The organism is Enterobacter huaxiensis (assembly GCF_003594935.2).
GTDB classification, from domain to species: domain Bacteria; phylum Pseudomonadota; class Gammaproteobacteria; order Enterobacterales; family Enterobacteriaceae; genus Enterobacter; species Enterobacter huaxiensis.
This window is the reverse complement of sequence record NZ_CP043342.1, coordinates 396,529-409,548: the sequence shown is the minus strand read 5'-3', so window position 1 is coordinate 409,548 and position 13,020 is coordinate 396,529. Positions and strand designations below refer to the sequence as shown.

Annotated in this window: 14 protein-coding genes; 5 read left to right on the top strand and 9 right to left on the bottom strand. The window is 60.4% G+C overall.

Annotated elements, in window-relative coordinates:
- Positions 1 to 3: 3 nt before the first annotated feature.
- Together D5067_RS01900 and D5067_RS01895 are read left to right on the top strand one after the other, a co-directional pair.
- Positions 4 to 1,908 (top strand): ABC transporter ATP-binding protein, encoded by a 1,905-nt coding sequence (locus D5067_RS01900; protein ID WP_119937636.1) that lies wholly within the window; start codon positions 4 to 6, stop codon positions 1,906 to 1,908.
- Between the two features lie 15 nt (positions 1,909 to 1,923).
- Complete coding sequence (locus D5067_RS01895; RefSeq protein WP_119937635.1) at positions 1,924 to 2,856, top strand: LysR family transcriptional regulator; 933 nt, start codon at positions 1,924 to 1,926, stop codon at positions 2,854 to 2,856.
- An 85-nt stretch (positions 2,857 to 2,941) separates the two neighbouring features.
- Here the strand turns inward: D5067_RS01895 and mdcH are convergent, their stop codons facing one another.
- The 8 genes from mdcH to mdcA form a co-directional block, all read right to left on the bottom strand.
- On the bottom strand, positions 2,942 to 3,838 hold the full coding sequence (gene mdcH, locus D5067_RS01890; RefSeq protein ID WP_119937634.1) for a malonate decarboxylase subunit epsilon: 897 nt from the start codon (positions 3,836 to 3,838) through the stop codon (positions 2,942 to 2,944).
- Positions 3,838 to 4,455, bottom strand: coding sequence for a malonate decarboxylase holo-ACP synthase (locus D5067_RS01885; RefSeq protein WP_119937633.1), 618 nt, complete (start codon positions 4,453 to 4,455; stop codon positions 3,838 to 3,840). Before D5067_RS01885 ends, mdcH begins: the two co-directional genes overlap by 1 nt.
- A gap of 2 nt (positions 4,456 to 4,457) precedes the next feature.
- Positions 4,458 to 5,417, bottom strand: coding sequence for an AEC family transporter (locus tag D5067_RS01880; protein ID WP_119937632.1), 960 nt, complete (start codon positions 5,415 to 5,417; stop codon positions 4,458 to 4,460).
- Positions 5,418 to 5,544: 127 nt separating this feature from the next.
- On the bottom strand, positions 5,545 to 6,345 hold the full coding sequence (gene mdcE, locus D5067_RS01875; protein WP_119937653.1) for a biotin-independent malonate decarboxylase subunit gamma: 801 nt from the start codon (positions 6,343 to 6,345) through the stop codon (positions 5,545 to 5,547).
- Positions 6,345 to 7,178, bottom strand: coding sequence for a biotin-independent malonate decarboxylase subunit beta (locus D5067_RS01870; RefSeq protein WP_032662309.1), 834 nt, complete (start codon positions 7,176 to 7,178; stop codon positions 6,345 to 6,347). The genes mdcE and D5067_RS01870 overlap by 1 nt, the downstream gene beginning before the upstream one ends.
- A complete protein-coding gene (mdcC, locus tag D5067_RS01865; RefSeq protein ID WP_119937631.1) occupies positions 7,171 to 7,470 on the bottom strand; it encodes a malonate decarboxylase acyl carrier protein in 300 nt (99 codons plus the stop codon). Before mdcC ends, D5067_RS01870 begins: the two co-directional genes overlap by 8 nt.
- A 9-nt stretch (positions 7,471 to 7,479) precedes the next feature.
- A complete protein-coding gene (locus D5067_RS01860; RefSeq protein WP_119937630.1) occupies positions 7,480 to 8,337 on the bottom strand; it encodes a triphosphoribosyl-dephospho-CoA synthase in 858 nt (285 codons plus the stop codon).
- The gene (mdcA, locus tag D5067_RS01855; RefSeq protein ID WP_119937629.1) at positions 8,337 to 9,992 is read right to left on the bottom strand and encodes a malonate decarboxylase subunit alpha; all 1,656 of its coding nucleotides are present in this window, start codon (positions 9,990 to 9,992) and stop codon (positions 8,337 to 8,339) included. The genes D5067_RS01860 and mdcA overlap by 1 nt, the downstream gene beginning before the upstream one ends.
- 228 nt (positions 9,993 to 10,220) lie before the next feature.
- Here mdcA and D5067_RS01850 point away from each other — a divergent pair, with 228 nt between their 5' ends.
- From D5067_RS01850 to D5067_RS01840, 3 genes are read left to right on the top strand one after another with little or no spacing between them, the layout of a single operon-like run.
- The gene (locus D5067_RS01850) at positions 10,221 to 11,243 is read left to right on the top strand and encodes a hydrolase (RefSeq protein WP_119937628.1); all 1,023 of its coding nucleotides are present in this window, start codon (positions 10,221 to 10,223) and stop codon (positions 11,241 to 11,243) included.
- The gene (locus D5067_RS01845) at positions 11,240 to 11,458 is read left to right on the top strand and encodes a YheU family protein (RefSeq protein WP_119937627.1); all 219 of its coding nucleotides are present in this window, start codon (positions 11,240 to 11,242) and stop codon (positions 11,456 to 11,458) included. The genes D5067_RS01850 and D5067_RS01845 overlap by 4 nt, the downstream gene beginning before the upstream one ends.
- A gap of 30 nt (positions 11,459 to 11,488) precedes the next feature.
- Positions 11,489 to 12,358 (top strand): phosphoribulokinase, encoded by an 870-nt coding sequence (locus D5067_RS01840; RefSeq protein WP_119937626.1) that lies wholly within the window; start codon positions 11,489 to 11,491, stop codon positions 12,356 to 12,358.
- 86 nt (positions 12,359 to 12,444) lie between these two features.
- On the opposite strand, the gene D5067_RS01835 is transcribed toward D5067_RS01840, so the two are convergent.
- Positions 12,445 to 12,849, bottom strand: coding sequence for an OsmC family protein (locus tag D5067_RS01835; protein WP_119937652.1), 405 nt, complete (start codon positions 12,847 to 12,849; stop codon positions 12,445 to 12,447).
- Between the last annotated feature and the right edge of the window lie 171 nt (positions 12,850 to 13,020).

Genomic DNA, 13,020 nt, shown 5'->3' with positions numbered 1-13,020 from the left:
TCTATGATTGTTTTCTCCTCGTTACAAATTCGTCGCGGCGTGCGCGTCCTGCTGGATAACGCGACCGCTACCATCAACCCGGGCCAAAAAGTGGGTCTGGTCGGCAAAAACGGCTGCGGTAAATCGACCCTGCTGGCGCTGCTGAAAAACGAGATTAGCGCTGACGGCGGTAACTTTACCTATCCGGGTAACTGGCAGCTTGCCTGGGTAAACCAGGAGACGCCTGCGCTGAGCGAACCGGCGCTCGACTATGTTATCGACGGCGACCGTGAATACCGCAAGCTCGAGGCGGAACTTAACGCCGCCAACGAGCGCAACGACGGCCACGCCATCGCTACCGTTCACGGCAAGCTGGACGCCATCGACGCCTGGACCATTCGCTCCCGCGCCTCCAGCCTGCTGCACGGGCTGGGCTTCAGCAACGAACAGCTTGAACGCCCGGTCAGCGACTTCTCCGGCGGCTGGCGCATGCGCCTTAACCTGGCCCAGGCGCTGATCTGCCGCTCTGACCTGCTGCTGCTCGATGAACCGACCAACCACCTCGATCTTGATGCCGTTATTTGGCTGGAGAAGTGGCTTAAGAGCTATCAGGGCACTCTGATTCTGATTTCCCACGACCGCGACTTCCTCGACCCGGTAGTGGATAAAATCATTCATATCGAACAGCAAACGATGTTCGAGTACACCGGCAACTACAGCTCCTTCGAGCGTCAGCGCGCGACGCGCCTTGCCCAGCAGCAGTCCATGTACGAAAGCCAGCAGCAGCGGGTGGCGCACCTGCAGAGCTTTGTCGATCGCTTCAAGGCCAAGGCCTCAAAAGCCAAGCAGGCCCAGAGCCGCATCAAAATGCTGGAACGCATGGAGATGATCGCCCCGGCGCACGTGGATAACCCGTTCCACTTCAGCTTCCGCGAGCCGGAGAGCCTGCCAAACCCGCTCCTGAAGATGGAAAAAGTGAGCGCGGGCTATGCCGACCGCATTATTCTCAACTCCATCAAGCTCAACCTGGTCCCGGGTTCCCGTATCGGCCTGCTGGGACGTAACGGTGCCGGTAAATCGACGCTGATCAAACTGCTCGCGGGCGAGCTTAACCCGGTCAGCGGAGAAATCGGCCTGGCGAAGGGCATCAAGCTGGGCTACTTCGCACAGCATCAGCTGGAATTTTTACGCGCAGATGAATCTCCGATTCAGCACCTGGCCCGTCTGGCGCCGCAGGAGATGGAGCAGAAGCTGCGTGACTACCTCGGCGGCTTCGGCTTCCAGGGCGATAAGGTCACCGAAAACACCGAGCGCTTCTCCGGCGGCGAAAAAGCGCGTCTGGTGCTGGCGCTGATCGTCTGGCAGCGCCCGAACCTGCTGCTGCTCGATGAACCGACCAACCACCTGGATCTCGACATGCGTCAGGCACTGACCGAAGCGCTGATCGAGTTCGAAGGCGCGCTGGTTGTCGTCTCGCACGACCGCCACCTGATCCGCTCCACCACGGACGATCTCTATTTAGTGCACGGCGGCAAAGTCGAACCGTTCGACGGCGACCTGGAAGACTATCAGCAGTGGCTAACGGACGTGCAGAAGCTGGAAAACCAGCCGGAAGAGTCAGCGAAGGACAACGCCAACAGCGCGCAGTCGCGTAAAGACCAGAAGCGTCGTGAAGCGGAGCTGCGCACGCAGACGCAGCCGCTGCGTAAAGAGATTACCCGTCTTGAAAAAGAGATGGAAAAGCTCAACGCCACGCTTGCCGCCGTTGAAGAGAAGCTGGGCGACAGCGGGCTGTACGATCAGAGCCGCAAGGCTGAGCTGACCGACTGCCTGCAAACGCAGGCGAAAACCAAATCCAGCCTCGAAGAGTGCGAAATGGCGTGGCTGGACGCGCAGGAGCAGCTGGAAGCGATGCTGCAGGCTGACTAACACGCCGGGAGAGCTATGAGTTTCGATATCACGAGCGAGATTACGTTCCGCAAGCTCAGCATCTTCATGACGTTTATGGAGAAAGGGAATATCGCGCGTACCGCCGAAACTCTGGGCCTGAGCGGCGTGAGCGTGCACCGCGCGCTGCACACGCTGGAAGAGAACGTGCGCTGCCCGCTCTTTACCCACAAGGGGCGCAACCTGATTGCGCTCCCCTCCGCGTGGACGCTGCTGGAGTATTGCCAGGAGGTGATGCAGGTGATGGAGCGCGGGCTGGAAGAGTCCCGCAAAATCGCCGGAATCGGCCAGGGGCGGCTGCGCGTGGGGACGCTCTACTCGCTGACGCTGGAAACCGTGCCGCGCCTGATTATGGGCATGAAGCTGCGCCGTCCGGATCTGGAGATGGATCTGACGATGGGCTCAAACGACACCCTGCTGCATATGCTGGACGAAGGCTCGCTGGACGCGATTCTGATCTCCATCTCCGAAAGCGACATTGACCGTAACAGCCTCGAAGTGCTGCCCCTGTTCCACGACGATATTTTCCTTGCCGCACCGGCTTCCGCCACGCTGAACACCCGCGGGCCCGCGGATCTGCGTGATTACAAAGACCAGAAGTTTGTCGCCCTGGCAGAAGGGTTCGCCACGTATGCCGGGTTTCAGGAGGCGTTTCATATCGCCGGGTTCGAGCCGGAAATTGTCACCCGCGTGAATGATATTTTCTCGATGCTGAGCCTGGTGCAGGCGGGTGTGGGTTTTACGCTGATGCCGGGCAGGATGAAGAAAGTGTATGAGAATTCGGTGCAGCTGTTGAAGCTGGCTGAGCCGTACCAGATGCAGCAGCTGATCGCCATCGTCTTTGCCCGCAACCGCGAGCAGGACCCGAGCCTGCGGGCACTAGCCGCCGAGGGGCGGATGTATGCGCGCAGTTTGCAGGACGGCGCCTGATGTTAGTGCCCGGTGGCGGCTGCGCCTTACCGGGCCTACTCCTGGATTGTAGGCCCGGTAAGCGTAGCGCCACCGGGCAAAAAACTCATCGCTGAAGCCGCCCCGCCAGATGCACCGCCACGTCTACCCCGCTGCGCTCCAGCGAAATGGTTTCCCCTTCCCACGCCGCCTGACGCGTCAGGCAGGTCAGTACGCCGCCTGGCGGCATCTCAATTGCCAGCCGCGCTTCGCGCTCGTTAGCGGAAATGACCGCCTCCTGCCAGCGCACGGTTCGCGCCATGTTCATCGCCAGATCGTCTGCTATCTTTTCCGGCTGCCAGAGCACGCGCCCGGTGCTGCCGCTCAGGTACGCGCAGCGCGGGCGTGAAAGGCTGACCGATTCAAACGCCGACGCCAGCTTTTTCGCCGGTTCCGCCAGCAGCTCGCAGTGCGACGGCACGCTGACCGCAAGCCGTTTGGCCTTGCTTGCCCCTTTCGCCAGCGCGCGCCCGGCGACCTGCGCCATCCCGTCATCGGTTCCGGCGATGACGATCTGCGTTTCGGCGTTCAGGTTAGCAACGTAGGTTCCGGTGCCTTCAATCAGCGTTTCCACCTGCGGCAGGGTTAAGCCCATGATGGCCGTCAGGCCGTAGCCGTGCGGATAAGCCTGCTCCATCAGATCGCCGCGCAGCGCCACCAGCGTAAGCGCGTCTGCGAAGTCCAGCGCCCCTGCGACAACCGCCGCCGGGTAAGCGCCGATGGAAAGCCCGCTGACAATATCCGGCGACACGCCGCGGCGTTCCAGCTCGCGCGCCCAGGCCACGCCGGCAATCAGCAGCGAAAGCTGAACCGCGCGGGTATGGGTCAGGGATGCGGTGCTGTCGAGACTATCGACCTCAGCGCCAAGCACCTTGCGCGCCTGAGTCAGTTCCGTTCCCGGCAGGTTTTGCAGCATGCCTTCGTGCTGCGTGCCCTGCCCCGGAAAGGTAAACAGTATTTTCATCACTCCTCCCTGCGCCACGGATCCGCCACCAGACGGGGTCCGCGGTGGGTTTTTAGCAGCGTTTTGCCGTCTCGCAGCCACTCCGCCAGCGCGAATCCGCCCTCGGGCGTATCCACCTGCGTGTCCGCCCGACACAGCGCCCGACTAAGCTGAGACTGCCAGCCAGCAAATGCATCAGGGGAAACGGCGTGCGGGGCGCGGATCAGCAGGTCTAGATCGCTGTCGGCATGAATCACCGGAATACCGGTCGCCAGCGCATAGCCGGTGCTGCCGGTAATGCCCCACGTCCACGGCCACGCCTGCTGAGCAAGCTGTAGCGCCACCTGAACCGGCGGCTGGGTTATAAAGGGCGAACGCAGCAGGTCGGCGGCAACGCTCAGATCCTCGGGCGAAACCACGCGCAACACGTTTTCCGGCTTCACCCATCCGGCCGCCCGCTGGTCGCGACGCAGGCCGCGCACGCCAACGGGAATGCGGCCTTCGTTATCAACATCACGCCGCACCACCACCGGCAGGCCGGTATGCCAGGCCGCCTCCACCCAGGATTCGGTGATGCCTTCCAGCGCGTCGCGCGCGGTAAGCCAGATGAGGTCGTGCGGGCGTAATGTTGTGGTCATGATTACATTCCTGAAGTCAGCGAGATAAACAGCGGCAGCGACAGGATACACAGTACGGAGCTTAACAGCAGCACGGCTTCAGCATCCGGCGACTGCACGCCAAAGCGGTTACCGAACACCACGCCGAAGAAGCCCGCGGAGAGCGCAATCATCAGGATAGCGGTGATCGCCACGGAGCCGTGCAGGCCGAAGATCAGCACAATCGCCCAGGCAATCGCTGGCTGAATCAGCAGCTTGGCGATGGTTGAGGTGATAACCATGGTGTTGATCTGCAGCTTACGGGCAGAGAGGATCACCCCGGTCAGGAACAGCGCCGCAGCGGTGGCGGACAACCCCAGCGGTTTAATCGCGGCAAGCACCAGTTCAGGCATTTTGATGCCGATGGCGGAGAGGATCACACCCAGCAGCGGGCCCATCACGATCGGTTTTTTAATGGAACGCCACATCAGCACCGGCAGCATGGAGAGCGTTGAACCCGAGTTATTCCCCTCGGCGCGCGCTTTCTCGCGCTCCAGGATCAGCAGGCAGAACGGGGTCATCAGTACGGAACCGCAGGCGATGGAGACCGCCACGGACAGCGACGTCGAAGAACTTTCACCCAGCACGCTGCCCAGAATTGGCAGACCGAGCGCCGCGTAGTTTGGCAGGGCGACGGTAAGCGTCAGCACCGCCGCATCCTGCGGGGATTTTTTAAAGACTTTGGTGGCGAGGAAGTAGATGGCCGCATAGGTTATCCACATCGCCAGGGTGAGCACCAGGATCAGCGGCGACTGGGCCACGATGCCGGTCCACGGCGTTTGCACGGTAGCGCTAAACAGCGCGGCGGGCAGTGCAAAATCCATCACGAAGATATTAAGTAGGGAAACATTTTTGTTATCGACCATCTTTGCCTTACCGGCCCAGAATCCCAGCAGCATGATGACGAAAATCGGTGCAAGAGCATGAACAATTACGTAAGTCATAAATCACCTGTAGTAAAAAAAGTTTTAGCACTGGTGCGATGTTTATTATTTTTCAGGATGCAGCCTTCCTCGCGGGCGCAACGGTCGCGCCCGCGGGGTTGTACATCTCTGGCAGGTCTCTTGTTACTTACCAGCTTGCTCGCATACGTTCGCGTACGAGAGCCGAGCTGCGGCGGTTGTCAGCACCCAGGCGGTTTTTCAAGGTGGTGTCCTGACGTGCGTCACTGATGGCCTGCTGCAGAGTGGTTTTCACCTGCGCCAGATCGTTATCGGATGGGGCATCCGGGTTGCTGATGTCCAGCAGGTTAGAGAGCAGCCCCAGCGTGGCGTAGTTGCTGATGTCGTACGCCATTGGCGGAATGGTTGCCGCCAGTTTTTCCAGGGCCTCCACGGTACGCAGGGTAATGCGCGCCGCTGACTCTTTACCCATCGCGTGGATGAGCACCCCTTTGTCGTTAAAGGCGATCAGGCGGTTGGCCTGGTAGCCGTGCGCCAGAAACGCACCGGACATCGCCTTGCCGACGATTAGACCAATCACCGGGTGGCCGGCCAGACGCGCGTTAGCATACGCGGCAGCCGCGCCGGCCAGCGCCTGATGGATACCAAACGCCTCTTCGCGACGGCCATAGGCCTGGCTTGGGACGTCAATCACCGCCACAATCGGGCGTTTGACGGGCTTGTCTGCGTCCGCGGCGACGGTTTCGCTGACCACCTTCGCCAGCGTCCAGCCTTCCAGCAGGCCGACTTCACCCTGCGCCGCGCGCGGGAAGTGGTTGTTGGCATCCGGCACCACGGCAACAAAACGCACCGCTTCGCCGTTCAGCTCGCCGTCTGCCGCCTGCACGGACAGGCAGAGCCCTTCGACACGTTTGGCGTTCGGGGCGAGGGTTTCCAGCCAGAGCTCGCCACGGCTTATTGAATTACTCATCATTTCACCTCCCGGGCAAAAAGCGCGTTAATCTGTTCGGCATCGGCCTGCTTGCGGGTGTCGAAATTCGTCAGACGGTTCAGGTAATCGTCGTAGTTATCGGTGCGGTGTTTCGCCGGCACGCCTTTGGCAATCGCGTCGTTCATCGCCGCTTTCACCGCGTTCACGCCGTCACCCACAAGGGCATCCACCAGGCCGCTTTGATAGCGCACTTCGCCGCCGGTCATGCTCCAGATAAACGGACGGTCGCGGGAGTCGTACTCTTCAATGCCCGCCTCCTGCTCGATAACCTGCGGGCCGTTGAGGCCAAGACGCGCTTCGCGGGTCACTATCAGGTAGCTGCACAGCGCTGCCGCAATGGACATCCCGCCGAAGCAGCCCACGGTCCCGGCCACAATCCCGACCACCGGGGTGTAGCGGCGCAGGTCAACAATCGCCGCGTGGATATCGGCAATCGCCGCCAGGCCGAGGTTAGCCTCCTGCAGACGCACGCCGCCGGTTTCGAGGCACAGCACCGCCTGAGTCGGAATGCCGTTGCGGTTATCTTCCGCCGCCAGCTCCAGCGCCGCCGCCATTTTGGCGCCGGACACTTCGCCCATGCTGCCGCCCTGGAACGCGCCTTCAATTGCGACGACGACCGCAGGCTGACCGTTGATGGTGCCTTTTGCGACGACCATGCCGTCATCGGCCTGCGGGACAATGCCCTGCGGCCCAAGCCACGGAGAAATAATGCCTTCAAACGGATCCAGCAGTTCGCGGTAGCTGCCGTCATCCAGCAGTGCCTGCGCGCGCTGGCGCGCTTTTAATTCGATAAAGCTGCTGTCATCACGCATGGCTCACCCCCTCAAAAACCTGTTCGATACGAATGCGCGCCACGCCCGGCGTCGCGCCGAAGTCGTGGATGGTCAGTTTCCCTGCGGGCAGGCTGCTGACGGTTTGCAGGCGGTTGAACAGCGCCTCCCAGCGACCACGGCTGTTGTCAACGGAGGTGGTGATATCAATGGTTAAGGTCTGGCCCGGTTCGGCGGCGAATAACACCTCCATATCCCCGGAGCCGACAACCCCTGCCAGCGCCCTGCCGCTTAACGCGCGGCTGGCTGGCACGGTCAATGTGATTTTTTCCATAACATCCTCTTAATGCTTTGAATAAGGCGTTTCGACGCGGTCGAGAAACAGCGTGGCGGCAAGCAGGTCGGCAGCGCCGCCCGGCGAGGCGTTGAGCGAGAGCATTTGACGGTCTAAGGTCGCCAGCGCCTGCTGGCCCGCAGCCGTTGCACAACCTCCGGCGTTCAGTACCGCACGGGCACCGCTCTGCATGGCGTCCAGCCCCTCCATGCCGGCGCGCGACAGCACGCAGGTGTCGGTGAGGGAGGTCATGATCGCCATCAGCGCGTCGAGCCTGGCCTGCGTTTCGCTGCTGCCTTTGAGACGGCTGAGGCGAAGCTGAGGCAGCGCGCGCTGCATAACGTGCGGAAACGCCTGCTGAGCTTCTTCTCTGGCACCCGGCACGCGGTAGCGGTGCGTGGCGCGCAGGCCTTTGCTGAATACTTTCGGCGCCGCATCGTCCGGCAGTTTTGCCAGCTGCGCCGCCGTATTCGCGACGGCCTGAGCATTTGCCTCCCCGCCCAGCATCGCGACTGCGCTTACCAGCAGCCCCAGCGCCCAAATTGCGCCGCGGTGGGTGTTAACGCCCTCGGTGGCCGCCATCATCTCCTGCTCGCCTTCGCGGCCAAGACGCCCGACGGTTTGCCGGAGCGCAATGTCTGCCGGCCGCTGCCAGCTCTGCTGCGCCAGCGCCTGAAACGTAGGGGTCAGGCTGCGCGCGGAGCGCTCCATCAGCGCAAGCGATAAATCGTGGTGCGCGCCGTTCCCCCGGCTGTCCACCAGACCGGGTTTCGGGCTTAATCGTGCTTCGTCAATCAGACACTGCGTGGCGGTTCGCGCCAGCCATTCGGCACCGCCTTCAACCTGAATCTGGGGCAGAAGTTTCATTACCAGCTCCGGAATTTCGCAGGTGGGTTATACAGACCGCCGGACCACTCAACGAGGTCAGACACGCTGCCCGCTGCCAGCAGAGAACGCGTAGCGTCGGTGCGGCGGATACCCATATCTTCCGGGTACAACACTTTTCCGCTCTGGCGCAGTTCCGCCACGCGTTTGGCGTCAACGCCAAGGCCGATATCGGTGATACCCGCGACGGCGGCAACCATGGCACGACGCTCTTCCAGATCTTTGGCGCGATAGAGGTAAGCAATCCCCTCTTCCGTCAGCACGTGGGTAACGTCATCGCCGTAAATCATGACCGGCGCCAGCGGCATCCCCGAGGCTTTGGCCACCTCGACGGCGTCGAGTTTTTCCACGAAGGTTGGCTTCACGCCCGCCTGGAAGGTTTCCACCATCTGCACCACGAGTTTTTTACCGCGCTGCATTGGGTCAGGCTCGGTGATCATGTTGAGCCAGGCCGGGGTAGCATGACGGCGACCGTGCGGGTCATGGCCCATGTTTGGCGCACCGCCGAAGCCGGAAAGACGACCGCGGGTCACGGTGGAGGAGTTGGCGTAGCCGTCAACCTGCAGCGTGGAGCCGATGAACATATCCACCGCGTACTGACCTGCCAGCTGGCAGAAGGCGCGGTTGGAACGCATGGAGCCGTCGGCACCGGTGAAGAACACGTCCGGACGGGCGCGGATATACTCTTCCATCCCCAGCTCGCCGCCGAAGCAGTGCACGCTTTCCACCCAGCCGCTTTCGATGGCGGGGATCAGCGTTGGATGCGGGTTCAGCGTCCAGTGCTTACAAATTTTTCCCTTCAGGCCGAGCTGTTCACCGTAGGTGGGCAACAGCAGCTCGATCGCCGCGGTGTTAAAGCCGATGCCGTGGTTCAGGGACTGCACCTGGTGCTCCGCGTAGATGCCTTTGATGGCCATCATCGCCATCAGGATATGTTCCTGCTTGATCAGGCGCGGGTCGCGGGTGAACAGCGGTTCGATAAAGAACGGCTTGTCGGCCACCACCACGTAGTCGATCCAGGAGCCCGGAATATCGACGCGCGGCAGGTCGCACTCGTCGTCCACCAGCTCGTTCACCTGTGCGATGACGATGCCGTCGTGGAACGCGGCGGCTTCCACCAGCGCCGGGGTATCTTCGGTACTCGCCCCGGTGTAGAGGTTGCCTTTGCGGTCCGCTTTAAAACCGGCGATCAGCGCCACGTTTGGCGAGAGGTCGACGTAGAGGCGGGAGTAAAGTTCGATGTAGGTGTGGATCGCACCGATTTCGAGCTGGCCATCTTCCAGCAGCTGAGAGATTCGCAGGCTCTGCGTGCCGGAGAAAGAGAAGTCCAGCTTGCGGGCGATGCCTTTTTCAAAGATGTCCAGATGCTCGCTGCGGCCGACGCTCGGCATAATCATATGCAGGTCGTGAACGATTTGCGGGTTCACCTCTGCAAGCGAGCGGGAAAGGAAATCCGCCTGCTTCTGGTTGTTGCCTTCCAGAACGACTTTGTCGCCCGGTGCGATCAGTTTTTCCAGCATGGCGACAAGATCGCCGGTTGGCAGTACCTTGCCCTGCACCGGTACGGACGCCAGACGACGCGCTTTTTCACTGCGTCGGGTGTTCCATTGCCGGGTGGGTGTTTGCCCAGATAACATTATTAACCTCCTGATTCAGCACATCATTCTGATTTGCCTAACGTTGAGTAAAGTTTGCGCTCTGGCGAGAAAGGCATCAATTAAGCGTAGAGCGGAATCATTAGCCTGAGAGTAATAATCAAGGTAAAGATTTGTGATCCGGATCAGTTCATGTTTCGGAAATCCAGGCTAAACGGGGTACAATTCGGAAGGTATAGTAAATTTCTGACAAGAATCAGCATCGCCCTTATGACCCAAATCATTCCATCAGACTTCGACATTGCAGCCGAAGACAGCGCCGAATTCGTGCCCATGCGCGGCGTGGCTAACCCCCACCTGCAAACCATGCTGCCGCGCCTGATCCGCCGCAAGGTGCAGTTCACCCCACACTGGCAGCGCCTGGATTTGCCGGACGGCGACTTTTTGGATCTCGCCTGGAGCGAGGACCCCGAGCAGGCCCGGCACAAGCCGCGTCTGGTGGTGTTCCATGGCCTGGAAGGCAGTCTGCATAGCCCCTACGCGCACGGTTTAATCCAGGCGGCGAAGGCCCGCGGCTGGCTTGGCGTGGTGATGCATTTTCGCGGCTGCAGCGGTGAGCCGAATCGCCAGAAGCGCATTTACCATTCCGGTGAAACCGAAGACGGCACCTGGTTCTTACACTGGCTCAGAGAGAATTTTGGCACGGTGCCAACGGCGGCGGTGGGCTATTCCCTGGGCGGAAATATGCTGGCCTGTCTGCTGGCAAAAGAGGGCAACGCCGCGCCGCTGGATGCAGCGGTTATCGTCTCCGCCCCCTTTATGCTCGAACAGTGCAGCTACCATATGGAAAAAGGCTTCTCACGGGTGTATCAGCGCTACCTGCTTAACCTGCTGAAAGCCAACGCCGCGCGCAAGCTTAAGGCCTACCCGGATACGCTCCCCGTCAGCCTGCAGCAGCTCAAGCGCGTGAAGCGTTTGCGCGAGTTTGACGATTTGATTACCTCGAAGATCCACGGTTTTGCCGATGCGATTGACTACTACCGCCAGTGCAGCGCCATGCCGCTGTTGAATCAAATCACCGCGCCGACGCTGATCATCCACGCAAAAGATGATCCGTTTATGGATCATCACTCTATTCCGGCACCGGACCATTTACCGGCCAACGTGCAGTACCAGCTCACCGAGTACGGCGGGCACGTTGGCTTTGTTGGCGGTACGCTGCGCCGGCCCAAAATGTGGCTGGAAACGCGCATTCCCGACTGGCTCACCTCATTTCTGGACGGTAAAAAATGATTATCCCCTGGCAGGATCTGTCTCCCGAAACGCTCGATAATCTGATTGAAAGCTTTGTATTACGTGAAGGCACCGATTATGGTGAACAAGAGCGTTCGCTTGAACAAAAGGTCAGCGATGTTAAGCGCCAGCTGAAAAGCGGCGACGTGGTGCTGGTGTGGTCCGAACTGCATGAGACGGTCAATATCATGCCCCGCAACGCGTTTCACGGCTGATCTGTAAACCTTTCCAGTCAGGGAGTTGCTATGTCTGCCAGACATCCGGTTATTGCCGTAACGGGCTCAAGCGGTGCGGGTACTACCACCACCAGCCTCGCTTTTCGCAAGATCTTCGCACAGCTGAATCTCCGGGCGGCAGAGGTGGAGGGCGACAGCTTTCACCGCTACACGCGCCCTGAAATGGACATGGCCATCCGCAAGGCGCGCGACCTGGGCAAACACATCAGCTATTTTGGGCCCGATGCCAATGATTTCGGGCTGTTAGAGCAAACCTTCCGCGAATACGGGCAGAGCGGTACCGGGCAGTCCCGCAAGTATCTGCACACCTACGACGAAGCGGTTCCCTGGAACCAGGTGCCGGGAACGTTTACCCCGTGGCAGCCGCTGCCGGAACCGACCGACGTGCTGTTTTATGAAGGGCTGCACGGCGGCGTGGTGACGCCCCATCACGACGTGGCGCGCCACGTGGATCTGCTGGTCGGCGTCGTGCCGATCGTGAACCTGGAGTGGATCCAGAAGCTGACGCGAGATATTAGCGAGCGCGGCCACTCGCGCGAGGCGGTGATGGACTCGGTGGTTCGCTCAATGGAGGATTACATTAACTTCCTGACGCCGCAGTTTTCCCGTACCCATATCAACTTCCAGCGCGTGCCGACGGTGGACACCTCTAATCCGTTTGCGGCGAAAACCATCCCGTCTCTGGATGAGAGCTTTGTGGTAATCCACTTCCGCAACCTCGAAGGCATTGATTACCCCTGGCTGCTGGCGATGCTGCAGGGCTCGTTCATTTCGCACATGAATACGCTGGTGGTGCCGGGGGGAAAAATGGGGCTGGCGATGGAGCTGATCATGACGCCGCTGGTGCAGCGGCTGATGGAAGGGAAGCAGATCGCGTGAGTTGTTTTGCCCGGTGGCGCTGCGCTTACCGGGCCTACGGTCATGCTTTTGCAGGGCGGGTCAGCGAAGCGCCACGCGCCAAAAGATTAGGCCTCGATCACCTCATACGAATGGGTGATGTTTACCGCTTTCTCCAGCATGAGCGCCACGGAGCAGTATTTCTCCGCAGACAGATCAACCGCGCGCGAAACCGCCGCGTCCTTCAGCTCTTTGCCGGTGACGATAAAGTGCAGATTAATGTGCGTGAACAGGCGTGGCGCCTCTTCGCGACGTTCTGACGTCAGCTTCACTTCGCAATCGGTTACGTCGTGACGGCCTTTTTGCAGAATCGACACCACGTCGATTGCGCTGCAGCCACCCGCCGCCATCAGCACCATTTCCATCGGGCTTGGCGCTTTGTCGCCGGAGTTACCGTCCATCAAAATCTGGTGTCCGGAAGCTGACTCGCCCAGGAACGTTAAACCTTCTACCCATTTCACACGCGCTTGCATATTCATTAACTCCAACGTTGCATTTTTGGTGACAGATTACGCGTGCGTTACAATTCTCGCAACGGAAGGCGACCTGCATCATGCTGAAGCGAGACACCAGGAGACACGCGGCAAAAGCTATGCTAAAACACTCTGGATGCTACAGTAATACATTGACGTTACACATGTATG

Coding starts and splice junctions, on each gene's coding strand:
- D5067_RS01880 (WP_119937632.1), bottom strand. CDS start 5,417: ATGACTTACGTAATTGTTCATGCTCTTGCACCGATTTTCGTCATCATG.
- D5067_RS01900 (WP_119937636.1), top strand. CDS start 4: ATGATTGTTTTCTCCTCGTTACAAATTCGTCGCGGCGTGCGCGTCCTG.
- D5067_RS01870 (WP_032662309.1), bottom strand. CDS start 7,178: ATGCGTGATGACAGCAGCTTTATCGAATTAAAAGCGCGCCAGCGCGCG.
- mdcH (WP_119937634.1), bottom strand. CDS start 3,838: ATGAAAATACTGTTTACCTTTCCGGGGCAGGGCACGCAGCACGAAGGC.
- mdcA (WP_119937629.1), bottom strand. CDS start 9,992: ATGTTATCTGGGCAAACACCCACCCGGCAATGGAACACCCGACGCAGT.
- D5067_RS01885 (WP_119937633.1), bottom strand. CDS start 4,455: ATGACCACAACATTACGCCCGCACGACCTCATCTGGCTTACCGCGCGC.
- D5067_RS01835 (WP_119937652.1), bottom strand. CDS start 12,849: ATGCAAGCGCGTGTGAAATGGGTAGAAGGTTTAACGTTCCTGGGCGAG.
- mdcE (WP_119937653.1), bottom strand. CDS start 6,345: ATGAGTAATTCAATAAGCCGTGGCGAGCTCTGGCTGGAAACCCTCGCC.
- D5067_RS01840 (WP_119937626.1), top strand. CDS start 11,489: ATGTCTGCCAGACATCCGGTTATTGCCGTAACGGGCTCAAGCGGTGCG.
- D5067_RS01845 (WP_119937627.1), top strand. CDS start 11,240: ATGATTATCCCCTGGCAGGATCTGTCTCCCGAAACGCTCGATAATCTG.
- mdcC (WP_119937631.1), bottom strand. CDS start 7,470: ATGGAAAAAATCACATTGACCGTGCCAGCCAGCCGCGCGTTAAGCGGC.
- D5067_RS01850 (WP_119937628.1), top strand. CDS start 10,221: ATGACCCAAATCATTCCATCAGACTTCGACATTGCAGCCGAAGACAGC.
- D5067_RS01895 (WP_119937635.1), top strand. CDS start 1,924: ATGAGTTTCGATATCACGAGCGAGATTACGTTCCGCAAGCTCAGCATC.
- D5067_RS01860 (WP_119937630.1), bottom strand. CDS start 8,337: ATGAAACTTCTGCCCCAGATTCAGGTTGAAGGCGGTGCCGAATGGCTG.